The organism is Sulfurimonas aquatica (assembly GCF_017357825.1).
GTDB lineage: Bacteria > Campylobacterota > Campylobacteria > Campylobacterales > Sulfurimonadaceae > Sulfurimonas > Sulfurimonas aquatica.
On record NZ_CP046072.1, the window covers coordinates 1,570,936 to 1,596,362 of the forward strand.

The 25,427-nt window shown below is 36.6% G+C and carries 19 protein-coding genes; 6 read left to right on the forward strand and 13 right to left on the reverse strand.

The window, feature by feature from the left end; translation table 11 throughout:
- The first annotated feature begins 6 nt into the window (after positions 1-6).
- Genes hypB through GJV85_RS07575 form a run of 6 tightly spaced genes read left to right on the forward strand, consistent with a single transcriptional unit; the run spans position 7 to position 4,775 of the window.
- Complete coding sequence (gene hypB / locus GJV85_RS07550) at positions 7-771, forward strand: hydrogenase nickel incorporation protein HypB (protein WP_207560784.1); 765 nt, start codon at positions 7-9, stop codon at positions 769-771.
- Positions 771-1,097, forward strand: coding sequence for a HypC/HybG/HupF family hydrogenase formation chaperone (locus GJV85_RS07555; RefSeq protein WP_207560785.1), 327 nt, complete (start codon positions 771-773; stop codon positions 1,095-1,097). The genes hypB and GJV85_RS07555 overlap by 1 nt, the downstream gene beginning before the upstream one ends.
- Positions 1,091-2,212, forward strand: a complete 1,122-nt coding sequence (hypD, locus tag GJV85_RS07560; RefSeq protein ID WP_207563169.1) for a hydrogenase formation protein HypD — start codon at positions 1,091-1,093, stop codon at positions 2,210-2,212. Before GJV85_RS07555 ends, hypD begins: the two co-directional genes overlap by 7 nt.
- A complete protein-coding gene (hypE, locus tag GJV85_RS07565) occupies positions 2,213-3,211 on the forward strand; it encodes a hydrogenase expression/formation protein HypE (protein ID WP_207560786.1) in 999 nt (332 codons plus the stop codon).
- Complete coding sequence (gene hypA, locus GJV85_RS07570) at positions 3,212-3,553, forward strand: hydrogenase maturation nickel metallochaperone HypA (protein ID WP_207560787.1); 342 nt, start codon at positions 3,212-3,214, stop codon at positions 3,551-3,553.
- A gap of 22 nt (positions 3,554-3,575) precedes the next feature.
- The gene (locus tag GJV85_RS07575) at positions 3,576-4,775 is read left to right on the forward strand and encodes a cation:proton antiporter (RefSeq protein WP_207560788.1); all 1,200 of its coding nucleotides are present in this window, start codon (positions 3,576-3,578) and stop codon (positions 4,773-4,775) included.
- 9 nt (positions 4,776-4,784) lie between these two features.
- Here GJV85_RS07575 and GJV85_RS07580 read toward each other — a convergent pair whose 3' ends face one another.
- From GJV85_RS07580 to dnaE, 13 genes are all read right to left on the reverse strand, one after another.
- The gene (locus GJV85_RS07580; protein WP_207560789.1) at positions 4,785-6,458 is read right to left on the reverse strand and encodes a nickel-dependent hydrogenase large subunit; all 1,674 of its coding nucleotides are present in this window, start codon (positions 6,456-6,458) and stop codon (positions 4,785-4,787) included.
- Positions 6,458-8,878 (reverse strand): hydrogenase small subunit, encoded by a 2,421-nt coding sequence (locus tag GJV85_RS07585; protein WP_207560790.1) that lies wholly within the window; start codon positions 8,876-8,878, stop codon positions 6,458-6,460. The genes GJV85_RS07580 and GJV85_RS07585 overlap by 1 nt, the downstream gene beginning before the upstream one ends.
- A gap of 88 nt (positions 8,879-8,966) precedes the next feature.
- Positions 8,967-10,217 carry a hypothetical protein gene (locus GJV85_RS07590; RefSeq protein WP_207560791.1) on the reverse strand — a complete coding sequence of 417 codons (1,251 nt, stop codon included), beginning with the start codon at positions 10,215-10,217 and terminating at the stop codon, positions 8,967-8,969.
- A gap of 42 nt (positions 10,218-10,259) precedes the next feature.
- Positions 10,260-10,889 carry an HAD family hydrolase gene (locus tag GJV85_RS07595; RefSeq protein ID WP_207560792.1) on the reverse strand — a complete coding sequence of 210 codons (630 nt, stop codon included), beginning with the start codon at positions 10,887-10,889 and terminating at the stop codon, positions 10,260-10,262.
- Positions 10,890-10,899: 10 nt separating this feature from the next.
- A complete protein-coding gene (hemH, locus tag GJV85_RS07600) occupies positions 10,900-11,850 on the reverse strand; it encodes a ferrochelatase (RefSeq protein ID WP_207560793.1) in 951 nt (316 codons plus the stop codon).
- Between the two features lie 2 nt (positions 11,851-11,852).
- Positions 11,853-12,557: a DUF2461 domain-containing protein gene (locus GJV85_RS07605; protein ID WP_207560794.1), complete on the reverse strand. Its 705-nt coding sequence runs from the start codon at positions 12,555-12,557 to the stop codon at positions 11,853-11,855.
- An 11-nt stretch (positions 12,558-12,568) separates the two neighbouring features.
- Positions 12,569-15,691 (reverse strand): cytochrome c biogenesis protein CcsA, encoded by a 3,123-nt coding sequence (locus tag GJV85_RS07610; protein WP_207560795.1) that lies wholly within the window; start codon positions 15,689-15,691, stop codon positions 12,569-12,571.
- Positions 15,692-15,767: 76 nt separating this feature from the next.
- Positions 15,768-16,442, reverse strand: a complete 675-nt coding sequence (locus GJV85_RS07615) for a toxin-antitoxin system YwqK family antitoxin (protein WP_207560796.1) — start codon at positions 16,440-16,442, stop codon at positions 15,768-15,770.
- Between the two features lie 110 nt (positions 16,443-16,552).
- On the reverse strand, positions 16,553-18,937 hold the full coding sequence (locus GJV85_RS07620; RefSeq protein ID WP_242689766.1) for a hypothetical protein: 2,385 nt from the start codon (positions 18,935-18,937) through the stop codon (positions 16,553-16,555).
- Positions 18,938-19,066: 129 nt separating this feature from the next.
- Positions 19,067-19,393 carry a hypothetical protein gene (locus GJV85_RS07625; protein ID WP_207560797.1) on the reverse strand — a complete coding sequence of 109 codons (327 nt, stop codon included), beginning with the start codon at positions 19,391-19,393 and terminating at the stop codon, positions 19,067-19,069.
- Between the two features lie 73 nt (positions 19,394-19,466).
- Complete coding sequence (locus GJV85_RS07630; protein WP_207560798.1) at positions 19,467-20,450, reverse strand: sensor histidine kinase; 984 nt, start codon at positions 20,448-20,450, stop codon at positions 19,467-19,469.
- Positions 20,450-21,712 carry a M18 family aminopeptidase gene (locus tag GJV85_RS07635; protein WP_207560799.1) on the reverse strand — a complete coding sequence of 421 codons (1,263 nt, stop codon included), beginning with the start codon at positions 21,710-21,712 and terminating at the stop codon, positions 20,450-20,452. Before GJV85_RS07635 ends, GJV85_RS07630 begins: the two co-directional genes overlap by 1 nt.
- Positions 21,713-21,714: 2 nt before the next feature.
- Positions 21,715-25,326, reverse strand: coding sequence for a DNA polymerase III subunit alpha (gene dnaE / locus GJV85_RS07640; RefSeq protein ID WP_207560800.1), 3,612 nt, complete (start codon positions 25,324-25,326; stop codon positions 21,715-21,717).
- Positions 25,327-25,427: the final 101 nt, after the last annotated feature.

Here is a 25,427-nt window from a genome sequence, read left to right on the forward strand (position 1 = left end):
AAAACTATGTGTAAAGATTGCGGATGTAGCATAACGGAGCATACACACGCTCACGAACATAACCACTCACACAAACACCATGAGGCTCATGAAATGCTTCATCATAACCCTCAGTTAAATGATAAAAAAACTATAGAGGTCATCACAAAGATACTAGATAAAAATGACCATGAAGCGGGACATAATCGTGCCCACTTTGATTCACATGGAGTCCTTGCCATAAACCTGATGAGTTCACCTGGTAGTGGGAAAACGACTCTACTAGAGAAGATGCATGACATAGCAGGTTTTAAATATGGCGTTATAGAGGGTGACTTAGAGACGTCGCGAGATGCAGATAGACTAAAAGCAAAGGGGATAGACGCTTACCAGATTCAAACGGGAAGCGCATGTCATCTTGATGCGTTTATGGTTCACAAAGGCCTTCACGCGATGGACCTAGAGAAGATAGACGTATGTTTCATTGAGAACGTTGGAAACCTTGTGTGTCCCGCAAGTTATGACGTTGGGAGTCACTTAAACATAGTGCTTGTCTCAATTCCTGAGGGAGAAGACAAAATAGCAAAGTACCCGGTAATGTTTAGACAAGCGGATTTGATTCTCTTTACAAAAACGGACCTTCTTCCTCATTTTGAGTATGATATACAAAGAGAAAAAGAAGAAGCTAGAAAAATAAAACCTAACGTAGACATACTAGAGGTCAATATAAAAGACGAAGCTTCAATTAAAAAAGTTGCTGATTGGATTAAATTTAAAGTGGAGATGCGTTAATGTGCTTGTCAATTCCCTCTAAAATCATTGAAATAGATGAAGACAATAACGCCACAGTCGACACTATGGGAGTTAAACGCCAAGTAAGTTTAGACCTGATGGGTGATGATGTCGGTGTTGGAGATTACATCTTAATTCACGTAGGTTTTGCTATGAATAAGATTGATGAAAAAGACGCCCTTGATAGTCTCGAACTCTATGCTGAGATAGTTGAAAAAATGGAAGAAGAAGAGAAGAGACAGCTTATTGAAGATGAGAAGGTAAATGGCGAAGCCAGAGAGGCTCCCCTGGGGGATGACAACTGTTCAAATCGAGGGCAATCTTGAACCTTAAACTCAAAGACCTTTATAGTGCTTTTAGAGATCCAAAAACTATAAGAGCTTTAGCGGGTGAGATCAATAAAGAGGCACTCAAGTTAAAAGAGCCTTTATATATCATGGAAGTTTGTGGCGGTCACACTCATACCATTATGAAGTATGGTCTTAAACAGCTTTTACCTCGTAGTATAGAGTTTATCCATGGACCGGGTTGTCCCGTTTGTATCATGCCAAAAGAGAGGATTGATCATGCCATAGCGTTGGCTAACGTAGAAAACGCAATACTCCTTACATTGGGAGATATGATCAGAGTCCCGGGCTCAAAAACTTCTCTAGCAGAGGAGCGCTCACATGGCTGTGATATAAGAGCACTCTACTCTCCCGTTGACGCGATTAAAGTTGCAGAGGAGAATCCTGATAAAAAAGTTATATTTTTTGCCATAGGATTTGAGACTACTACACCAATGACGGCCGCTCTACTCCAAATGGTAGAAAAGAAAAAATTAACAAACCTCTACTTTCACATAAATCACGTACTTGTTCCACCAGCTATTGAAGCGATTATGCAAGATGGTCAAGCAAAAATAAACGCATTCATAGGTCCATCTCACGTTAGCGTGATTAGTGGAGCAAAAATATACCTTCCTCTGCCAGAAAAATACAATACTCCCGTGAGCGTAAGCGGTTTTGAACCTGTTGATGTAATGCAAGCAATTTTGATGATTGTAAAACAAAAAAATGAGAATCGTGCCGAAGTAGAGATTCAATACTCTCGTGCTGTAAGCTTAGAGGGAAATACTAAAGCTCAAAAGCTCATAGAACACTATATGCAGCCAAGAGGTCACTTTAGATGGCGAGGCATTGGCGATATAGCTGATAGCGCCTTAGAGCTAAGAGAGCAGTACTCTAAGTATGATGCAGAAAAAGTGTTTGCAGACATACTCCCAACTGAGCCTATAGACGACCATAAACTATGCATCTGTGGAACCATTTTAAAAGGTCTTGCTAAACCTAACGACTGTAAAGTATTTGGAACCGCTTGTACGCCTAAAACACCACTTGGAAGCTGCATGGTTAGTAGTGAAGGCGCATGTAACGCTTATTATAGATTTGGAGAGATTTAAATGAAAACTATTCAACTATCTCATGGTGGCGGTGGAGAAGAGACAAATGATCTCATAAGTGACCTATTCTACAAGCACTTTAGTAATGAGATACTTCTAAAGGCTGAAGATGCGGCTATTTTACATATAAATGAGACTATCGCGTTTACAACGGATAGCTTTACGGTGAGTCCCATATTCTTTAAAGGTGGCGACATCGGTAAACTTGCAATTGCGGGAACTGTAAACGACCTCGCCATGATGGGAGCAAAACCACTCTACCTTAGCTCTTCGTTTATTATCGAAGAGGGTTTTTCATTTAAAGAGCTTGAGAGAATCGTTATAACAATGAAAAATGAACTTGCTAAGAGTGGAGCTAAAATAGTCTGTGGTGATACAAAAGTTGTTCCAAAAGGCTCACTCGATAAAATCTTCATAAATACCGCAGGCATAGGAGCACTTAAAACAGATGGCATCTCCGCTCACAATATACAAGAGGGAGACGCCATCATCGTCTCTAGAGATTTTGGAAGACATGGAGCTACGATATTAGCGGCACGTGAAGGAATAGAGTTAGATAGTGATTTAGAGAGTGACTGTGAGACTCTATGGCCTGCCGTTGAAGCTCTTATAAACTCTGGCATTAAAGTAAACGCTCTAAGAGACGCAACCCGCGGTGGTTTAGCAGCTGTTTTAAATGAGTGGGCTCTTAGTTCAAACGTCTGTATAGAAGTAGAGGAAGAAAAACTTCCCGTATGTGATGAAGTTCAGGGAATATGCGAAATGCTTGGTTTTGAAGCGTATGACTTTGCAAATGAGGGAACTTTTATTTTATCTGTAAGTAAAGATGACGTAGAGAAGGTCTTAGATGTTTTAAAAGAGTTTGACTTTAGTTCAAACGCGACATATATAGGTAGCGTTACCAATGAAAAACCAAAAAAAGTCATACTCCATTCAGCATGGGGAAGTCGTCGTTACCTAGAGTTACCAAAAGGCGAACTACTCCCGAGGATTTGTTAAATGCATGAGTACTCTATAGTTCAAGCTCTCATAGAACAGTGTGAGGATCATGTTAGAGAAAATGATGCTATCAAAGTCACTAAGGTTGTCATTAAAATTGGAAAAATGAGCGGAGTTGAGCCCCATCTTTTAGAGACGGCGTTTGAGACCTTTAAAGAAAATGGCGTTTGTGATGGCGCTGCGTTTATTATGAATATACAGCCACTAACAATAGAATGTAATAAGTGCAGTCTTACAACAGAACTTACAGATATTTACTACCGTTGTCCAGAGTGTGAGAGTCTCGATGTAAAAGTTATAGATGGCGAAGATATGTATTTAATGCAATTAGAGTTAGAATAAAAAAGTAGGAGAATACTAGCAGATGGAAGTTCATGATTTTTTCTTAACACTTTTTTTAATTTTAATAGTAGCAAGATTTTTAGGTGAGTTATTTGCGAGGATTGGTATACCTTCAGTTCTTGGAGAGCTCTTTGCAGGAATACTATTAGGCTCATCAATTTTAGGCATAGTACAACCTACTGAAGTTTTAAAAATATTAGCTGAAATAGGTATCATTCTGCTTCTCTTTGAAGTAGGTATAGAAACAGACTATACTAGGCTCAAAAATGCCGGTAAAAAATCTTTTGTTGTAGCTATTCTTGGTGTTATTCTGCCTTTTGTATTTGGATTTTTAACTTCTTATTATATTTTTGAATTATCCTTTGACATATCTTTATTTATAAGTGGTACCTTAACGGCCACTAGTATTGGAATCACCGTTAGAGTACTCAAAGACATTAAAATGGAAAATACAAATATAGCCCATATTGTCATTGGTGCAGCAGTTATAGATGATATTATAGGAATTATACTATTAGTATTTATTTATGATTTTTCCATCTCACATGAAACTAGCTACCAACATACCCTCTCAGTAACGTTTATGGTTCTTGCCTTTTTAGTACTAGCTCCGATTTTAGCAAGAATATTATCTTATATTATCGAAAGATTTCATGGAAAAGATTTAGTGCCAGGCTATATTCCAACTATCATCATATCTCTTATATTACTCTTTTCATACTTTTCACATTTAGTGGGAGCCCCTGCTATCTTAGGTTCATTTGCAGCTGGAATAGCGCTTTCACGTAGATTTTTCTTACCTTTTGGTGCTTTTTTAAGTACTAGCGACGGATTACTGAGCGAAGTCAAAAAAAGTATGACACCAATCATTCAAATATTTACACCTATATTTTTCGTTATGGTTGGATTGTCCGTTGATTTGAGCACCATAGATTTCACATCATCCTATTTTTGGACTATGGCTATTTCTTTCATTTTTATAGCTTTTATAAGTAAGTTCCTCGGAGCTTTTTTTATTTTTCAAAAGTCTATAAGAAATAATACTATCATTGGTATATCAATGATACCAAGAGGTGAAGTTGGCCTCATCTTTGCTGAGATGGGAAGAGTAAATGGGATATTAGCAAATGACATTTATGCAATTCTTATTTTTGTAATTATAGTTACCACTGTAATACCTCCATTTTTATTAAAAAAATACTTCAAAGTTGAATGTGTTTAATAAAATTCTTTAGAGGGTGTTTACCCTATGAGAGCTAAGTTCTACTCCGTTTGTATCTATAACATGTACAGCACAGGCCAGACAAGGGTCAAAAGAGTGGATTACTCTTAGTACCTCTAAGGGTGCCTCTCTATCTTGGAGTTTCAAACCAACTAACGCCTCTTCATAAGCGCCTCTAACGCCATCAAAGTTCTTTGGAGTAGCATTCCACGTTGTAGGGGCGATGACAGAGAAGTTTTCTATTTTAGCCTCTTTTATATTTACAAAATGAGAGAGTATCCCACGTGGGACTTCAAAAAAAGCTCTCCCTTTTACATTTTTTTCTAAAGTGTCAAAATCAAACTTCACCCAAGTATCAGTATCGTAATACTTAATGTTTTGTATAAGGTTTGAGACTAATTTAAAAATGTATTCGCATATATAACTACTCTCTATCGCTCTTGCCGCGTTTCTTCCTATGGCTGTCGAGAGGTCCATTAACTCCAGGTCACTATCTTTTAAAAACTCATCCACAAAGGGTTTTATCAGTCCATTTTCTTTTTTATAACTAATGAGCACTCTTGCTAAAGGGCCGGTTTCCATAACCTTACCATCATACCTAGGCGCTTTTATCCAGGAGTATTTATCATCATTTTTTGCAGTTTTTAAAGAGCCGTCTTCATTTAAATCCGTATAGCAAATCTCATTATCAAGTGGATTGTCTTTGTACCATGCACGGTCTATCTCTTCTGTGATTTTACTCTCGTCAAAATCTTCAATGTTTTGAAAATCGTGATTGTATATAACGCCATCGCTAAATAGTTTTCTATCTTCAAACGCATAACCACCAACAGAGATAAAGTTACCATTGGCTCGACCAAGGCCGGCTTTTATATCATCGCGATATGCGATAGCCAGTAACTTCATGTCTGGAAGATAAGCTCTATCTATAAACTCTTTAGCCTCTTTAATGATAAATATATAATCATTAAGCCTTTGAGGATTTAGCATATCCGCTACGCTTGTAACGCCACCAACTACAATGCTTTGAGGGTGTGGCGTTTTACCGCCAAAGATAGCTACGGCCTTGCTAATGTTTGTTTGGAACTTCAGAGCTTCAAGATAGTGAGAAAGGAGTATAAGATTTTGCTCAGAGCTAAGTTTATACTCGCTGTGTCCCCAGTAACCATTTGCAAACGGTCCTAACTTTCCTGATTTAACAAAGTTTGCAAGTTTTTCTAAAACAGATTCATAGTGAGAGTGGGAGTTTCTATATGGCTGTTTATGATACTTATGAGCTTCTTTAGATGTGAGTTTTGCATCAGCGTTTAACGCGCTTACAACGTCTACAAAGTCTAAAGAGTGAAGATGATAAAAATGCACTACATGATCTTGAATAAAAAGTGCCATGGCCATCAAGTCTCTTATAATCTCAGCATTTTTAGGAAGTGTTAGACTGTATGCGTCTTCAACGGACGTAACCGCTGCTCGAAAATGAGAGTTGGTACAAACGCCACAGATTCTTCCAGCTAAAAGTCCCGCATCTCTTGGGTCTCTATCTTTAAGAATAATCTCTATTCCTCGAAAAAGCTGTCCACTTACAAAGGCGTCTTGAATTACATTATCTTCATCTACTTCTACTTCAACTCTAAGGTGCCCCTCTATTCTTGTAATGGGATCAATAACAATTTTTTTAGTGGTCATTACTTCTTCTCCTCATCTTCATACTTGCGTTCATTTGCAAACTTATCCACAAATCCAAGTTCGGTACAGCCCATGCATCCATGTCCAGCTTGAACAGGCCAACTAGTGCCACCATTAAATTTCATAGTAGGACAATTTACGTTAGCATATGGACCCTTACAACCCATCTCAAAAAGACAGTATCCCTTTTTAGCGCCATCGTCTCCCCACTCTTGTACAAACTCTCCTAGCTCATAGTGACCACGTCTCTCACAGTTATCATGAACCCTACCCTCATAAGCCCATAAAGGACGATTAAACTTATCTAGAGCTGGTAACTCTTCAAACATGACATATGATAGAAGCGTACCAACTATATTTGTAGGATTAGTCGGACAGCCTGGAAGATTAATAATATCATCTCTATTTAGAGCTTCACTTACGCCTACCGCTCCTGTTGGATTTGGCTCAGCCGCTACTATCCCTCCATCTAAAGCACATGAACCAACCGCTATAACAAGAGCTGCGTCTTTAGCACACTTTTGAAGTAGAGCTATACCAGTTTCGCCTTTTGGACCAATGCGAAGAAACTTTCCATCCATTGCCATAGGGATAGCACCTTCAACTATTAAAATATACTCACCCTTTTGAGTATTTATAATATCTTCTAAAATAGTCTCACTTCTATCACCACTCGCACTCATCAAGAGTTCATGGTAATCAAGTGATATATAGTCAAATATGAGATCTTCTATAGCGGGATTTGTAGATTTTATAAAGGCTTCAGAGTTTCCACTACAGTCAGCCAACTCCAACCAAATGATAGGTACTTTATTGAGATTACAAAGAGCGCCTTCAACGACTTGCTCAAAACTTGGATGGAGTTGCATATTTGCAGTTACCATCGATATCCAACTATTGACCTCTGACTTAGCAATGTCTAATGAGTCCATTGCGGCATCAAGGTTTTCTACACTTAATTCATTTCTAGGATTGATGGAATTAAACTTCTCTATTCTACGACGGACTGTTTCTATCTCTTTTTCTCTTTTTATATCGTCTGGAGTTTTTCGAACTATGCTTTTATCTATAAGGCCTTGAGAATCTTTTATGATATCTTGAACCATAACCTTACATCTACCACACACTCTTCCCGCTTGTGAGAAGCCTGAGAGTTCACTAAATGAGCTTACACCACTCTGGGCGACTATATCAACTATATCTTGTTGGTAAGTATGTTCACAACTACAAACCAATCTACCTCTTTCGCCTATGAGTCTATTTTGATATAGATAATTTATATCTACCTCTTCTTGCGTCTCCATAAGTTTTTGTATATATCCAACGTCAACATTAGAGTTAATCCCTATAAATCGCGTTAGTTTGTCATTGTTTAAAAAGTACTCATCTATTCGATTGTCTTTCTTTGAAGCAATAACTATTTTCTCAAAACCTTGTGCAAAGTTTGGCGAGTTAACGTCAACTAAATCAAACTCTCCAACTTTCAACATGTCAATACTAACCTCTCGTTTAAACTCTTGTAGTTTACTACCCAAAATATGAGAAATGGCGCAATCAGCTTGGAGCGTACAATCTTTAACATGACCAGCTACAAAATTATTCGATTGAACTTCTGCACACTCTCCAACTGCATATACACTTTCATCATCTGTTTGCATATAGTCATTCGTTAATATCCCCTTATTACATTTAAATGTATCTTTAAAGGACTCTATATTTGGCTTTATCCCAGTCCCAAATAATAAAAAAGGATTTTTAAAACTTAGTTTTTTAGTTTTAAGTAGTGTTATTTTTTCATTCTCAATAGTCGTGTCTACTATTTCATCGTTATAAGATATCTCAATTTTTCCACCACTTGTATAACACTTTTCTATAGTTTTTATTGAATCACTTGATAGGTTTTTATCATAAAGATGCTCACCACGGACTATAAGAGTGATCTTCTTTACATTTTCAACGCTGTTTAGAGTTTCAAGGAGCTCAAGACTAATAGGACCACTACCTATCATTACAAAGTTGCTAGTTGAATCTGCTTGTTTGATTATTTGACAATCATCAGCACTTCTAAATACTGCTGCATTTGTAATATTGTCGATATTAAAGAGGGATATTGGAAGGGAACCGGTCGCGATAATTAATTTATCGTAACTAAACATTGAAGTGCTTGAAAAAACTCTTTTAGCTTTTTTATCAACTCTATCAATTTTTTGATTAAGTTCAAGATTAACGGTAGGGTCAAGATAAAGAGCAATCTCATCATTTAAATTGTCATCATCAACCAAACGACATAGATGAATTCTATCATAAGGAGGGAACTTTTCATCACTCAGAATCATTACCTCTAAAGAGGAGTCTTTCTTTTTAAGAGTGTTAGCTAAATATACAGCGGCAATACCACCACCTACGATTACTACTCTCATAAATAACCTTTTTATCTAAATATTTCTCTTGCTATATATATTATATAACTTTAAAATAAAAAATCAATATAATCTATACTAGAGTAAACTATTTAGTATCTAATTCAGTATAACCCTTTTGTAGCTGTGCCTTTTTTGCAAGGACTTGTACGCTTTTTGTAATATCATCACCTGTTATACGATAATGCTCATGAAGTTTTGCCAATGATTCATCTATCTTACTTGAGAGAGAGTCACTTAAGTCATCTATTCTCCCCTTCATTGCTATAATCTGTTCTTCTTTAGAGATTGCTAACTCGTGTGAGATACTTGTAAGCTGTGCTTGAGACTTAACATAGTCAGATCGGATATGTTCAACGTCTTTTACGATATCCTGAAGCATTGTATATACATCATGTAGCCCACTATTTTTCTTCTCTAACTCATCCATATTTTTAGATGAAAGAAGCATCTGCTTCATTATGAGTTCACTTTGCTTTCTAATGCCATCGAGTGTATTATCAGTTTCAGAGAGTGATGTCTTTATACCTTCAGTATGAGACTTTAAAGAGGTAAGTTGACCTTCAAAGGCTTTTGTAACACCAGATAGCTTTGATGTAGTCTGCTCAATTATTGAGCGAGAAATATCATTGGATAATCTTTTCATCTCACTTAGAGTAGCTTTAAGATCATCTATATCTTCAGAGATATCTCCTCTACTCTTCACTGCAGTTTGTAAAAAGTTTGTCAGTTTATTGTAGTGGTCTTGTTCTGCTACTCTTAAAATATCTATATGCTTATGGACTACATCATCAAGCTCTGGCATCTGAACTTCTCTAAAGTGTGTAAATCCTTTGCTTACCTCTTTATGCCATGACTCCATATCATCAAAACGCTCAAAGAAGTCAGTTTGGTTGGATTGTATACTTCCTAAAACTTTAATGTCATCTTGAATTTTTGTACGAATATCTTCTTGAACGAGTAGATCTTCTTTATGTGAGTCCGACATCCTCTCTTCAAGCTCTGCTATAAAGGTTTTGAGTAGTGATATCTCATTTACTAAAACCTTTGTAAACTCATCCTGCGTTCGTGAGTTTTCCGACTGTTGCGTTTGATGTAAAATATTCATAACGATATAGAGTAAAAGAGCTACAAGAAGAGGAAAGAGTGATTCACGAAGGAGTAAAACGACATTGCTAATATCTGGGTGGATAATGAAATGCACAACACTGCTTATTGCGCCAATACCAAGCATAATTGGAGCATAGTTTATCTTGTTTGGTTGCTTTAGTATTGAAACTTGTCTTAAAAAAAGGACTGCCATAAATGCAAAGGTTAAGAGCAAATCATTATCTAACATCTATATCTCCACTATTAATATAATTTATTTTATCATAATTATTTATAAAACAATGCTCAATATCTCATGTGGTGTTTGTACAATTTTTTCATGCTCAGTCTCTGGAGAAAATCCCCATGTAGCAAAGAGTGCATCTATGTTTGCATTTTGAGCACTCTGGATATCCTTGGAGTTATCGCCAACCATCCAAGCTAAGTCTCTAGACTTATCGTATCTATAATGATTTAAAATCTCATGTATCATCTCTGGACTTGGCTTAGAAGCACTCACCTTATCTGCTCCGATGATTACATCAAAAAGATGGTCAACCTCTAAATGAGAAAGCATAGTCTGAGCAAAAATAGTAGGTGCATTTGTGGCTACAGAGAGCTTAACATCTGCTTCTTTTAACTTGTGCAAAGTCTCATGAACACCATCGTAAAGGTATGGATTTTTTGTGCATTGCTCTTTATAATGAACTTCAAAAACAGCGCGATCAGACTCTTCATAAACTTCTGTCTCATAAAAAAGCTTTGGAAGGTTTCGTACACCCTGATTGATTGCCTCCACTACAAAAGACTCTTCAAGAGGAGGTAGATTATAATGAAGATTTCGTATATGGTTTATAGAGAGTGTTATATCTTTTTTAGAATCTATTAGGGTACCATCCATGTCAAATATAACTATTTTCATTTTAATACTCCTATTTTATTTTATTGTAAATTTCACTAAGAGCTTCAACAAAAAGATCACTATCATTTGGACATTTACAGACTCGGTAGTCTTCAAAGCCCAACTCTTCTGCTATCTCTCTATACTCAACTTCAAGCTCATAATCTGTCTCGGAGTTATCTATAGTAAACGCAATAGGAAAAATAACCACTCCCCTATTTCTAACGGTTTTTAGTTTTTCATCTAGTGATGGCTTAAGCCATGCTAAAGGACCTACTTTTGACTGGTATGCAAGATGTGTATTATAAAAGTTCATATTCTCTTTTATCATCATATCTTTTAAAATTTCCACATGGCGTTTCACATGTTTTTCATATACATCTCCAGCGTCAACTATCTTTTGTGGAAGCCCATGAGCTGAAAATATTATGTCAAAATCTCTATAGTTATCACTTCCAACACTCTCTTTAATTCGCTCTATAATCGATCTATTATAGCTCTCATTTTCAAAATAGTGTTTTATCTCTACTAAAAGAGCATTTCCATCTGTTTTATGATAGTACTCTTCAAAATCTTCTAATGAGGACTTAGTAGTGGTTGTAGAGTATTGTGGATACATAGGGATAAGGTATATTTTCTCAATATCCTCTTTATTTAGCCTGTCAATTACTTCATTTGCAAATGGAGGAGTGTAACGCATAGCAAAATCCACTATAACATTCTCACCAAGTTTCTCTTGAAGTTTAGTAACAAGGTTTTTTGTATGTCCAACTATAGGTGACTTACCACCTAACTCTCTATATATCTCTTGAGAACTTTCAGCACGATTAAAAACTATCAAGCCACCTATGAACTTTCGAAGTAAATCACTCTTCATTGTTAAAATATTTTTATCAGCAAACATATTTTTTAAAAAAACTTCTACTTCGTTTAGGTTATTTGGTCCACCCATATTGAGTAGTACTACTGCTTCTTTGCTCACTTTTAGTCCTCTTTTATTCTTAAACTTACTTCATACATTATCTCTTGTAGTGGAAGCATATCTTCATATATCTTATAAAGAGTATCGATTAACTTATCACCATTGGTAATTAAGTTGGGATCCAACCTCTTAAAAGTTGCCATGCCTTTATATAGACTCAAATCAGCACTTGGCATATCTGCGTTAAAACCTCTAGGATAGCGTTTATACCCTTTTTCTAGATATGTATACTCTCTATCTTTAGCAACAATACTTTTAAGTGTCTTATCAAGACGCACACGTCTATCTTCATCACTAATATATTCGCGAAAAGCGTCAAGCATAGGCTTTTCAAACCATCTTACACCTACTGCAACCATAAGTTCATCTGGAGAAAAGTGCATATAAAAAGATGAACTCTGCATACGTTTAGTATTGCCTTGCCAAAATATAACGCCAATTCTATGCTTTATAGGCTCTTTATTTGCACCCATTCTTCTTGTGTCTCTGTAGATTCTATAGAGGGATTTGTTGATTTTTGGCTCTGCGTTTATAGTGGGTACAAGCGCTTGAAGGTGTTCTCCCATCTCTACAACAAAGGTACGAGATGGATTTAAGATAAGTTCTTCATACTCACTGCGGTGAGCTTCGAACCACTCTTTATTGTTATTTTTTTTGATGGAGCTTAAAAAAGCCAGTGTATTTTTGGAAAAGCCTTTAAACTCCATAACTCTTTTACCTAAACTATCTTTCTATTTCTAAACGCCAGCGCTATAACGATAAATACTATCGCATATGTCACTGGAACGAAATCTGGAATAGGAACAGGGTCGCCTTTTGCATAAGAGTGCATTCCCGCAAGGTAGTAGTTTACTCCAAAGTAAGTCATAAGCACCGTTGTAAATGACAACAGAGACACAACTGCAAAGTTAAACTCACTATAAAGTGTTTTAATAAATCTCAAGTGAATCACAACTGCGTATACTAAAATAGTTACAAGCGCCCATGTCTCTTTTGGATCCCATCCCCAGTAGCGTCCCCATGACTCATTTGCCCAAACGCCACCTAAGAAGTTTCCAACAGTAAGAAGTACAAGACCAATGATAATACTCATCTCATTAATAGCATTTAACTCTTTTATAGAAAGACTAATCTGATTTTCATTTTTCTTTGTTTTTACTATGAAAAGAATGATTACTATAAAACCTAGAAGTGCTCCAAGCGCTAAGAAACCATAACTCGCGGTAATCATAGAAACATGTATACTTAACCAGTATGAGTTAAGAACGGGAACAAGGTTTGTAATCTGTGGATTCATCCAGCTAAGGTGTGCTACAAATAGAATAAGACCTGCTAAGATAGATGTTGAAGCAAGAGTTATAGGTGAATGTCTAGAGAAGATAAAACCTGCTAAAACAGTCGCCCAAGCGATATAAGTCATAGACTCAAATCCATTACTCCACGGAGCGTGACCTGAGATATACCATCTAAGAGCAAGACCCATTGTATGCGCTACAAAAAAGAGGATTAATAATCCTAGTGACGCTTTTGTTACAGTAGACATTCCCATCTTAGGATAAAGAATTTTTGTAAAACTCAAAATAAGAAGAATAAAACCCACTATAAAGTAAAGTGGCCAGAGAGCTTCAAAAACATTAGTTTTGTTGTAAAAAACTTCTGCGTTTATTTTATTTTCACTTGGGTACACAGCTGCACCAACATCTTTTTGATAAGCTATTATCTCCTCTGCCGCTTTATCGCTTTCACTCCAGTTCCCACTGCTTAGCGCAGTGTCCACTGCGTTAAAATAAGCAACTGCGATATTTCTAACTTTCATACCTTCTTCAGCTTGAAATGTTTGAAGTGCTTCTATAGTTGCAAACCATTTGTTGTTAGCATCATCCGTTTTTGGCCAAATCTTTAAAAGGGAACCTGTGAATACCATGTATGCAACATTGAGTTTTTCATCAACTTTTAGAGCTGCTTTATCAAGCTTGTTTCTATGTTTTGGCTCTTTTCTAGAAGCTGCTTCAACTATCTCTGCAAGCTTATAACCTCTCATATTTTCAGCGTCCATAAAAAACTGTGAAAAAGAGACGTACTTAGCGTCTAGTTTTGCGCCAAGAGCTCTGTTTATCTCCTCATCTTTAGTTTTAATAAGTTTCACATCTCTATAGATATCAGGACGAATCATCATTCCTAAAACTACTTGAGTAGGTATGAGTTTAACACCCGCTACTTTAAGAGATGAGCTACTATATACTTTTGCTAAAATCTCTGTAGCAAGAGTATCCATAGGCTTCATACGCCCTTTTGTATCTTGAACTATAAGTTGTCCAAACTTCTTAGAGTGTTCTTTATCAAACGCCAAGATAGTTTTGATAGATGGATCTAATTCAGCCGCCTCAGTAGGTGTTACACCTACAACTAATCCTAAAGCTAAAAGAGCTGGAACTACCTTAGATGCAGCAGCTTTTTTAGCCTTATTAGATAATTTTGAAAACCTTCCACTACCAGTAAAAAGCGTCCAAAACATTCCAAGTGCTAAAAGTGTATAACCTATGTAAGTTGGAAGTGTTCCTGGGTCATTATTTACTGAGAGGACAGTGCCTTTTTCATCTTGATCATATGAAGCTTGAAAAAATCTAAAGTTTTGATAATCTAAAATATGATTCATATAAATTCTAAAAGGCATACGTACTCCTTCTGCAGTGTCAATAAGCTCAACTTCACTCGCATAAGATGCAGGACTCATAGAACCTGGGTAACGGTCAAGTTGAAAATCAAGTAGTTTAATTTTAAATGGTATAGGAATCTCTTTGGCACCATAAGCTATATGAACATCAACGCCATTCACTATAAGGTGTTGCTCTTGTCCTATAGCTTTTGCACGTCCGTAAACTAAACTCTCATCGCTCTTACCATCTACAGTAACTTTAAAACGTAGAGCGTCAACACCCATAGAGTTCATTTTAGAATCTGGATTGCTTACAATAGTTTTAGAAGCCTTGGGCATAAAATCACGAAGTACAAAACTACCTAAATCAGTACTATACAAAACTCTTGTATGAAATGCCTCTTTTACATTTGCTACTAAATCACCCTGTGCACGGTCAGCCATTCTGAAGAATGAGAGTTTCATATCATGCTTCATAAAAAGCTCATCGCCCTCCATATACATAGAGATTACTGGCTTATCAAAACTCTCACCTGAGTTAAAGTCTAGTATAAAGTTCCCTGCATCATAGTACATACCTATGTCTAAAGCAACAGGTTTTCCTTTGCCAGAGTTCGTAATCATAAGTTTTGCTATAGGGTGACCATTTGCATCCTCTTCAAGAGACTCCATAGCATCAGGAATATACTCTAACAACTCTATATCAACATTTTTTCCATCAACTTCTAGAGATGTAGAAACATCATTTTTTCTTCTTTTTGAGAGATAAAGTGCTTCCTCGTAGTGAGCTTTTTTACCATTTACACTTGCATTTACTAAGTAGAATGTTTCTGCACTTGTAATCGTAGAAGAGGTTGAGCCCTCACGGATATGCATATTTCCCTCATAGCCTGCGTACCTTGTAATGGCAGCACCAATAAGTATCACTAAAAAAGCAAGGTGAAATATGAAAATAGGAGCTTTTTTTAGAGTGTACATTTTAAAATGTACTATATTTAGAGAAAGATTCACTGCTAGTAAACCCAAAAGTATTTCAAACCATCTTGCATTATATATTTCAGCTTTTGCAGTCATAGTACCAAAGTCATTTTCAACTATAGTTGCATAGCCAACAGATATTGCAAAAATTAGCATTAAAATTGCCATGGTTTTCATGGACCTAAAGAGGGATATAAGTTGTTTCATACTATTCCTTTATATTAAAAAGTTATTGTAGTGGGATTAGGATAATGAAGAGTATATAATTACTTATTATATACCCTTATTCTACCTTCTGAGGGGAAAAATCTATGCTCTTAATTAACACATTTGGCTCATCTTTTTTTGATTGAACTTTTTTCATAATATCTACAGGTCTATCATTTTTGTAAAGTGTTGTTTTTATAACTTTTCCATTAGAATCAAACCACTTTTGTGTTCCCTCTTTATAGTTGTTTTTATAATTTACTTCACTATAGAGCTTACCATCAACTGTGTACTCTTTTTGAAGTCCAGTTTTTTTATTCTTCTCATACTTTACAACAAGTGCTAGTTGTCCATTTTCAAAAAACTCTTTTTGTAAGCCCTCTTTATTATCATCTATATACTCAACACTATGCTTTATTAATCCATTTAAAAAGTATGACTGCTCGACTCCATGGATTTTCCCATTTTTATAGTAAGTATCAGAGAGCTTATTGCCTTGCTTATCAAACCAAGTTAGTTTTCCTTCTCTTTTTCCCTTTACATACATTACACTATAAGCCATCTGACCCATTTCATAGTAGACTTTTTCAAGACCATGTTTTATGCCCTCTTGAATATCACTGTTAGTTCCATCAAGATAATTTGTTTCAGCCTTTAACTCGCCATGTTCAAAATATGTTTTATAGAGTTCTGCTGATGCCGGTATACTAAGCATGGATATAGTTAAAAGAGATTTTAGATAGATGTTCATAAAAATTCCTTGGTTATTTTGTATTGCTGAGGCTTATTTTAGTACAAATTCATCAATATGCACTTGTATTAAAATAATACTCCTCAAAAGAGGAGTAAAAAGGAGGAAGTTTACTTCCAACCTTTAGTTACGATATTTGCAGATTTAGAGTATGGATACTTTTCAACTAGTCCTTTAACACCTAGTTTTTGATCTCCACCTCTCATAAAGTGTGCTAATGTTACTGAAGCCCAGTAATCATTTTCATACTCAGTACCTTTAAGTTGTAAAGGAACACCTTTGTCATTTACAGTGTGACAAGCAGAACATGTAACTGGACCAGCATATTCACCATCTGGAGAGTACTGAAGTGCTTGTTCATGTGATGTTACATCAACTGAACGCTCTTTACCATCATATCGTGTAGAGTATAATCCATGAGTAGACTCGTGACATGATTGACAAGCGATATCTCCGTGTGCTTTTGAGTATCTATATAAAGAGTACTTGTTTGGTAAATCTATTGGGAAGTATTTACCACCAGTTTCACTCTCAACAAATGGAGCTAAGTGACAATCCGCACAGTGAGGCTCAGCAGCAGATAACCACCAGTCATTACCACCAGATGCAGCTGCATAAGGAACATCTCCACCAGTTGGGTGATTCCATGGTTTAAGATCAAGTGCTCCATCTTTACCATCATTTTTAACTAAAGTAGCTGACTTGTGGTCTGCATAAAAGCTAAGTACTTCATTGTTGCCCGTTGTTTTAGGGTCAGCAATTGCTGCAAATGCTGCAGCATCTCCACCAGAAATCTCTTTAATCATCTCTTTAAGAGTTTTGTTTCTTAAAGTTTTACCCTCTTGAGTACTATCATGTTTGATATCATCAAAATTTTGCATAGCTTGAGCTACTTTAGTGTGACAGTTAGTACAATAAAGTCCTCTCATCTCACCAGCATCTTTTCCATGCTCGTCTTTCATAGAAACTTCATTAAGTTGCCATTTACCATAATCATTTAAGAAAAATGGTGGTTTAGCATCTGGGTTAGAGTGAGCATCACGTCTTACATAACATCCACCACCAGATTTTCTGATGTCCCCTTTAGTAAATCTTCCTTCACCATATCTATCTGTTACACGGAATGGATTTGAATCATCATTCATGTTAGGATTTTGAAAGTGTGTTGGGTGACAAGATTGACAAGCTTGTGAACGTCCTGCACCATCAGGCATTGGAACCATTGCAAGGTGAAAATTATGTATAGCTTCACTTAAAGGCTTAGACTTTACAGCTTTATAACCTGAAGCAGTAGGACGTGGAGTCTCTAAGTTTCCAGAAACATTATCACCATGACAATCTGAACAGTTAACCATACCAGTTTTACCTAGTCTGTTTCCAGATGCATTATCTCTATAGTCACTTAAAAAAGTAGTTCCATGGTGCTTATCGTGAAGACCAAGAATGTTAATAGAAGACTCTGAAAGTCTTGCCATATACTCACTCTCATCTGGATAAGTTTTCCAGTAGTTATACTCTCTATCACTCTCTGTGATACCCTCATCTCTTGCCATCTGTGCAGCTTTACCATTTCTAGAGTGACAAGCGTAACAGTTAGGAATATCTACTGGATTTGTACCAAAGTAAGAAACAGTATTTCCATTTTTCTCTTTTACAGCTTGACCTGTACGAGAGTGCATCTCAACTGTAGAGTATTGAAAAGGTTGAAAATCTTTTTCAGTAACTGAACGGATTGTCCCTTTTCTAGTAGAATCATTAAATGCAGTTAATGGAAGACCAAGTGCATCCCAAAGATGTGAAGCTGTTAAAACAAGCTTAACGTTCTTAACTGGAGGAACAAGAGTATCTGTCATAACAATGTTACCACCATCTTTTCCAACATAATCAAGATATCCACCAGCCATAGGTTTACCAGAAGGACCACTATCGATTTTTACAGGAACTTCACGACCAATACGTAGACGATCTTTATCTGTAGCCCCATTAGGTATAGTACCTTCTAAGTCAGCATAAATAAAGAGGTGATTCCATACATAGTTCGCAGCATTATCACCCGGAGAGTCAAAGTGACCATCACCATCTGTATCTTTTGGAACACCCCAGTATTTCATCTTATTACCTTCACTATAAGCATTATCTTTAGTGTAGTAGTAAAGTTTAATATCATCATTTGGAGTTAAAAGTTTTGGAAGCTTTCCACTTTTACCACCAGAGACTGCTTGCGCTTGAATAGAGTTATATGGAGGAATTACACAACAGTAACTCATTTCAAAACCAACACAGTGCATACCAAGTTCATAATTTATGAACACATTGTAGTCTGATTTTGGCTCGTAACCATTTGTTTTTTTACCATTAGCATCAATCTCAGTATACTTTTTGAGTTTGTTGAGCTTGAATGGTGGGTTCTTATCATAAGCCATTGCAGTAGTAGCACTCATAGACATAAATGCGACAGATGCAGCCAGAGAAACTAAAAGATTTTTCTTTTTCATAGTCTCTTTCTCCCTTTATTTTAAAATTCGATTTTAGTATTACATTTAGAATTTTAATTAAAGGTTAAATGAATAGTAAACAGAGAATAGAATGTGATATTCTCACTCAAGTTGATAAAAATGTGATAATTATGAGTTAGAGTAGATAAACTTTTTCTTTTTATTATTCCAAATAAAATGTGGTGAGACTTTCAAAAATGCCTTAATAATAATGCTTTCATGATCTTCGTCTGAATAGATAGTAATTGGTCTATTATGATAACTCTCATAAGATTTAAAAGGGTGTAAAAGCATCTCTAACCAGCTTAATTCCACTCTTGCTCTACATGGCTCAAAAGGAACGATAGAGACTATGCTCTTATTTGAATGTTCACATTTAAAGTGGCATGTAACATTAAATCTATCTATATCTACATACTCTAAAAGGGAGACTACGTTTTTATGATTGACTTGCATCTCATTAAGTCCTTAAACATATATTTAAACTAAAAATAGCAAATTACATACCAATTAAAAAAGTTTTACGAGATTATTTAGATAATTTAATCTCAAAACATTTTTTATCACCATCGAGGAGTCTTACATCTCCTCCATGAGCCTCTGCTATCTGTCTTGAGAGGACAAGTCCAAGTCCATTACCCTTAACTTTTGTACTCTTAAACGCTTCAAAGAGATCTTTTTTATCTTCAATATCTACACCCGTATCGTAAACATAAAATATATGATACTTTTTATTTTCATCATAGGTAATCTCAATTGTACCTTCATCACTCTCATCAAGTTCAATTGCGTCTATGGCGTTTACTATAAAGTTAGAAAAAAGCATATCAAGTAGGTCTTTATCCGCGTTTAGCGTAAAGTTTTTTGATGGATATATAAACTCGATATCTTTTGAGTATGCGTAATATTCAACGGACATATCAATAGATTCTCTGAGTTCATTCCAAGTAAACTTTTTTTTGTTCGCTTCTACACCTTTTGAAAACATAAGAGTGGCTTTAATGATACGTTCTATTCTGCATACTGACTTTTGTATCTCATCGACTATAGGAATATTTTCAGGAATCACGCGTTTTTTAAGAGTTGAGCTAAGTAGCGCTATGGAACCTATTGGATTTCTAATTTCATGAGAGAGATGCGCCGCCATTTGTCCCATAGTAGCAAGGTTCTCTTTGCGTTTTTGCTCTGTAATGTCTGTAGCGCTAAGCATAATTTTGTCTTTGTAAGATGAGCTTCGAATAAGATAAGAATTAGTGTTAAACTTTATCTCATAGTTATCACTTCTAAACTCTAAAAGTTTTAAAAGTTCCCATAACTCTCTTGCTTTTGAATTTTGTAAAAAAACCGTATCATCGCTGTTAACTATCCAGACGGCATTTGGTAGAAACTCAACTACTTTTTCTACAGTGTCTTGAAGGTGCGCATAAGATGACTTGAGCTCATTAAACTCCTTTTCAACCTTATAGGTCTGCTCTATAAGAAGGTTTAACTCTTCATGCGTAAGAGATGACATTAGTTTTTAAACGCCACGAGTATCTTATAAAGTGAGTGTGCGTCATCTCTTCCACACAACTCACGAATAGAGTGCATTCCAAGTGTAGGAAGACCAACGTCTATAGTTTCTATTCCTAATCTTGTCGCAGTAATCGGTCCAATTGTAGATCCACAACCCATATCGCTTCTTGTTACAAAGTTTTGAAGTTTTTCATCTAAAAGTGATGCAGAGTTCATAAAGCGTGATATCGTTGTAGAGTTTGAAGCATATCTTTGGTTTGCGTTTATTTTAATAACGACGCCTGCGTTTATCTTTGGAGCATGTTCTTTATCATGCTTGCTTGGATAGTTTGGATGGATTGCGTGAGCGTTATCCGCACTGATTAAAATAGATGTACGAATCATGTTCATATACTCGTCATAATCACTGAACATGCGTTTGAGAGTGTTTTCTAAAAAGCTTCCACCTGCGCCACTGCTTGAATCGCTTCCTACTTCTTCATGATCGCTTGCTATAAAAAGCATTGGCTTATCTGCTTCTACGCTACATATACTAAGCATCCCAACATAACAACTAAGAAGATTGTCAAGTCTAGCGCTTGCTATAAAGTCATCATGTAGACCAACAAACGAAGCATCTTGCGTGTCATAAAAACTAAGTTCAGAGGCATAGAGAGCTTTTACGTCCAAGATGTCAAGCTTACTTAACTGCCATTTTATAAACTCATCAAACTCAAAGTCGTCATCAGTTGTCAATACTGGTGATATATCTGTCTGCTTATTTACCGTTCTCTCTTTATTTGCCATTTCATCAAGGTGAATAGCCAAAGAAGGAATGGTGGCTATAGATTTTTTTACGTCTATAAGAGTCTCTTGAATTTCATCATTTGCATCTAAGTAGGAAACTTTTCCAGCAAGAGAGAGATCTCTATCAAACCATGGATTTAAAAGAAGTCCGCCATAAGGCTCAACTCCAAACTTTACAACTCCATGCTCTTTAATGATTGGATTTGGCTTTAGTTTAAGATTAGGCGAATCAGTATGAGCGCCAACCATCACGTAGTTTTTCTCTTTTTTAGGATAAGTAAACGCGATAACCGAAGAGTCATTTCGAGTCACATAGTACTTTTGACCCTCTTGCAACTCCCATTTTTCTTTCTCTATCAGTCTTTTAAAACCAGCGTTTTCAAACATCATACTCATATTTTTTGTTGCGTGAAATGGCGTTGGCGAGGCATTTAAAAAGCCTATTAGTCCTTCGTTGAAATCTTCTTTATTCATATTTACATTCCTATAATATCTACAGACTCATTTCCATCAAGCGCTGCAATAATTTTACTATCTACTCTAATGGCAGAATCAAGCACTACGTTATGTAGTTTTGAGATAATGGTAATGCTAAGAGGTCGATTACCTGGATTTTGTCTGATAAGAGCATAGAGTTTTTCTAAAACTTCTATATCAGAGTCTAAACGCACAGAGAGACTAATTGGTTCAGGTGGTTTTTCTTGTACCTCTTTTTTAACTTTTTTTGTCTCTTTTTTCGCCTCTTTAAGCGTCATAATCTTACTCACGTTAATTCTTGGACCAAAGTCCGTATGAGTTATCCTACCTTTAAACGCGATAGGTTCCTCTTTATCCATCTGTGATAGTTTTTCTAGTTTATCTGAGAAAAGCATAATTTCCATATTTCCATGGAAGTCCATCAAGTCTATTATTCCAAACTGATGTCCTTTTTTAGAGATTTTAGTAACGACACCTTCAACTTTTCCTATAAAAATAGCTTGAGAGCCATCTTTAACGCTCTCTAACTCTGAACTCATTGTGTAGTTCAACTCATCCATTTCTGAGCGAAAATTATCCATAGGGTGACCTGAAACGTAAAAACCTAAGGTATCTTTTTCAAATTCCAAAATCTCTTTAAGTTCATACTCATCCGAGTTTTTAAGAACTAGTTTAACGTTTGTAATCTCTTCATCGTCTCCAAATAAAGATCCAACAGCGTTTTTTCTTGCGTCAGATGCTTTTTTAGCAGTCTCTACTATAAGGTCAATCTGATCAAGCAAGGCTTTTCTAGAGTAGCCAAATCTATCAAATCCACCTGACTTTATACTTGACTCTACGAAGCGTTTATTTACTTTTGAAGGGTCTATTCTATTTACAAAGTTCTCTATCGATGTAAACTCACCATCCTCTTCTCGCGTTTCTATAATAGAAATAACAGCTGATTTTCCAACGCCTTTAATAGCACCCAAACCAAATAGAATGATGTCTCTATCTTCTTTAGTAGTTGCTGAGAACTCTAGGTATGAGTCGTTAACGTCAGGTGGTGAGAGCTCTATTCCCATTCTTTTAACTTCATCTATGTAACGCACGACTTTTTCGGTGTTGTCTTTATCTGACGTTAAAAGCGCCGCCATAAACTCATTTGGATAGTAAGTCTTGAGCCATGCCGTTTGAAACGTAACCATTGCGTAAGCCGCTGAGTGAGATTTATTAAAACCATACCCTGCAAACTTTTCAATCAAGTCAAATAATTTACTTGCCTCTTGATAAGGATGTCCCTGCTTCGCTGCACCCTCACTAAACTCCGCATTATAAGTTGCCATATCTTTTTTCTTACCCATGGCACGACGAATAATGTCTGAGTAACCAAGAGAGAAACCGCCAACGTGCTGAACAATCTGCATAACTTGCTCTTGGTAAACGATGACTCCATAGGTATTTTCAAGGATTGGCTTCATTACGTCAAACGTGTATTCAATAGCTTCACGACCATGCTTACGTTCGATGAAACTATCAAGCATTCCAGACTCCATCGGTCCTGGTCTATAGAGTGCCAAGACCGCAATCAAGTCCTCAAAATTATCTGGTTTAAGACGACGATTTAGATCTTGCATACCCGAGGACTCTATCTGAAACATTCCAACAGTCTCACCGGTACGTATAACCTCATAAACGCGAGGGTCGTTCTCATCTATCTCATGCCATACCACGTCTTTGTCGTAACGGCGTTTGATAAGCTTTATGGCGTTATCGATTACGTCAAGAGTCTTCAGCCCTAGGAAGTCAAACTTGATAAGATCAACATCTTCGAGATAGTTTAGGGAGTACTGCGTTACAAAAGTCGTCTCACCCGATGGTTTATAGATTGGCGTTTTATACCATAGCTCTTCATTGGATATTACAACGCCAGCGGCATGAATACCAGAGTTGCGTTTAAGACCTTCTAGTTTTTTTGCAAACTCCCAAACCCTTTTAGCGTTTGCGTCTTCACTTATTAACTCTTGTATCTTTGGCTCTTTTTGAAAAGCTCCATCAATAAACTCACCTTTTTTCTCTTTGCCATTTAAAGTGATTCCCAGTTCATCAGGAATAAGCTTTGCCATCTTATCTGCTTGAGAGAGCGGCATGTCTAAAACGCGAGCAACATCACGGATAACTCCCTTAGCTAGGAGTGATCCAAAGGTTATGATTTGAGCAACTTGATTACGGCCATATTTTTCAACAACATAGTCTATAACTTCCCCACGACGAGCTTGCATAAAGTCCATATCGATATCGGGCATACTTACACGTTCAGGATTTAAAAAACGCTCAAAGAGCAGATCATACTTCATCGGGTCAATATCGGTGATATCGAGTGAAAAAGCAACAAGACTACCAGCTGCGGAGCCACGTCCCGGCCCAACAGCTATGCCCATCTCTTTTGCGACCTTAACAAAATCCCAAACGATAAGCATATAGCCAGGGAACTTCATAGAGTTGATGATATCCATCTCAAACTCTAAACGCTCACGATACTCCTGATGGCGCTCTTGGGGAACTATTTTAAGACGGTTTTCAAGTCCGCGTTTACAGCAAAACGTAAAGTACTCCGCATCATTTTTATCTATAGCGGAAAACCATGTTTTTTTATCTTTTTCAGTTGCGTCCGCTGGCAGAGGAGCGTCATCGGCATGGTCTATTATTAAACCATCTTTTGCGGCATATTCTGGAGTAAATTTAAAGTTAGGCGGAATTGGCTCTTTTACCGTAAGGGCAAAATCTTCTACTTTATTTACAATCTCTTGAGTATGTTCTATCGCCTCAGGAATATCAGCGAAGATTCTAGCCATCTGCTCTGGAGACTTGAGATAAAACTCATGTACGGAGTGACGCATGCGATTTGGATCGTCATAGAGTTTATTCATCCCAATACACATAAACGCCTCATGATACTGCGCGTCGTTTGGAAAGGTATAGTGAGTGTCATTTGTTGCGACAACTTTTATGCCAGTCTCGCGTGATATTTTCAAAATCTGATCATCTATAAAAAGTTGATCCCCTATTCCATGACGCATCAGTTCAAGATAAAAATCATCTCCAAATATATCTTGATACTCTCGCGCCACTGCAAGCGCTCCATCATAACCCAAGGCGCCATTTTTGACGTTTCGCTCATTTTGAAGATTTAAGTGCCAGTTCACTTCCCCTTGAAGACAAGCAGAGGTACAGATAAGTCCTTCACTATGTTCTCGAAGCTCTTTTTTATTGATACGTGGGAAGTAGTAAAATCCCTCGATAAACGCTTTAGAAGAGAGATACATAAGGTTCTCGTAGCCCTTCTTATTTTTAGCATACAAACAGATATGAAAACGCTGTTTTGTGCTCTTATCGCCTAAGGTGTCACCATTATGAATATATCCTTCCATCCCTATAATAGGCTTAATTCCAGCAGCACTCATCTGCTGATAAAAGTCTATGGCGCCGAACATATTTCCATGGTCAGTCATAGCGACAGAAGTCATTCCAAGCTCTTTAACTCTTGTAACAAGGTTAGTTAGTTTGTTGGCTCCATCGAGGAGTGAATATTCGGTATGAAGATGTAAATGGGTGAAGGGTTGTGCACTCAAAATAATGACCTTATATATATAATATTATAAAAGTGATTATAGTGGATTTGTCTTAAAAAAAAGTATACTCACTTTGGGTTTCATGAGATATTCATAAAGAG

Bases quoted from the DNA above. Each gene is read 5' to 3' on its own strand.
- hypB (WP_207560784.1), top strand. From the start codon at position 7: ATGTGTAAAGATTGCGGATGTAGCATAACGGAGCATACACACGCTCAC.
- GJV85_RS07555 (WP_207560785.1), top strand. From the start codon at position 771: ATGTGCTTGTCAATTCCCTCTAAAATCATTGAAATAGATGAAGACAAT.
- hypE (WP_207560786.1), top strand. From the start codon at position 2,213: ATGAAAACTATTCAACTATCTCATGGTGGCGGTGGAGAAGAGACAAAT.
- hypA (WP_207560787.1), top strand. From the start codon at position 3,212: ATGCATGAGTACTCTATAGTTCAAGCTCTCATAGAACAGTGTGAGGAT.
- GJV85_RS07575 (WP_207560788.1), top strand. From the start codon at position 3,576: ATGGAAGTTCATGATTTTTTCTTAACACTTTTTTTAATTTTAATAGTA.
- GJV85_RS07580 (WP_207560789.1), bottom strand. From the start codon at position 6,458: ATGACCACTAAAAAAATTGTTATTGATCCCATTACAAGAATAGAGGGG.
- GJV85_RS07585 (WP_207560790.1), bottom strand. From the start codon at position 8,878: ATGAGAGTAGTAATCGTAGGTGGTGGTATTGCCGCTGTATATTTAGCT.
- GJV85_RS07590 (WP_207560791.1), bottom strand. From the start codon at position 10,217: ATGTTAGATAATGATTTGCTCTTAACCTTTGCATTTATGGCAGTCCTT.
- GJV85_RS07595 (WP_207560792.1), bottom strand. From the start codon at position 10,889: ATGAAAATAGTTATATTTGACATGGATGGTACCCTAATAGATTCTAAA.
- GJV85_RS07605 (WP_207560794.1), bottom strand. From the start codon at position 12,557: ATGGAGTTTAAAGGCTTTTCCAAAAATACACTGGCTTTTTTAAGCTCC.
- GJV85_RS07610 (WP_207560795.1), bottom strand. From the start codon at position 15,691: ATGAAACAACTTATATCCCTCTTTAGGTCCATGAAAACCATGGCAATT.
- GJV85_RS07615 (WP_207560796.1), bottom strand. From the start codon at position 16,442: ATGAACATCTATCTAAAATCTCTTTTAACTATATCCATGCTTAGTATA.
- GJV85_RS07620 (WP_242689766.1), bottom strand. From the start codon at position 18,937: ATGAAAAAGAAAAATCTTTTAGTTTCTCTGGCTGCATCTGTCGCATTT.
- GJV85_RS07625 (WP_207560797.1), bottom strand. From the start codon at position 19,393: ATGCAAGTCAATCATAAAAACGTAGTCTCCCTTTTAGAGTATGTAGAT.
- GJV85_RS07630 (WP_207560798.1), bottom strand. From the start codon at position 20,450: ATGTCATCTCTTACGCATGAAGAGTTAAACCTTCTTATAGAGCAGACC.
- GJV85_RS07635 (WP_207560799.1), bottom strand. From the start codon at position 21,712: ATGAATAAAGAAGATTTCAACGAAGGACTAATAGGCTTTTTAAATGCC.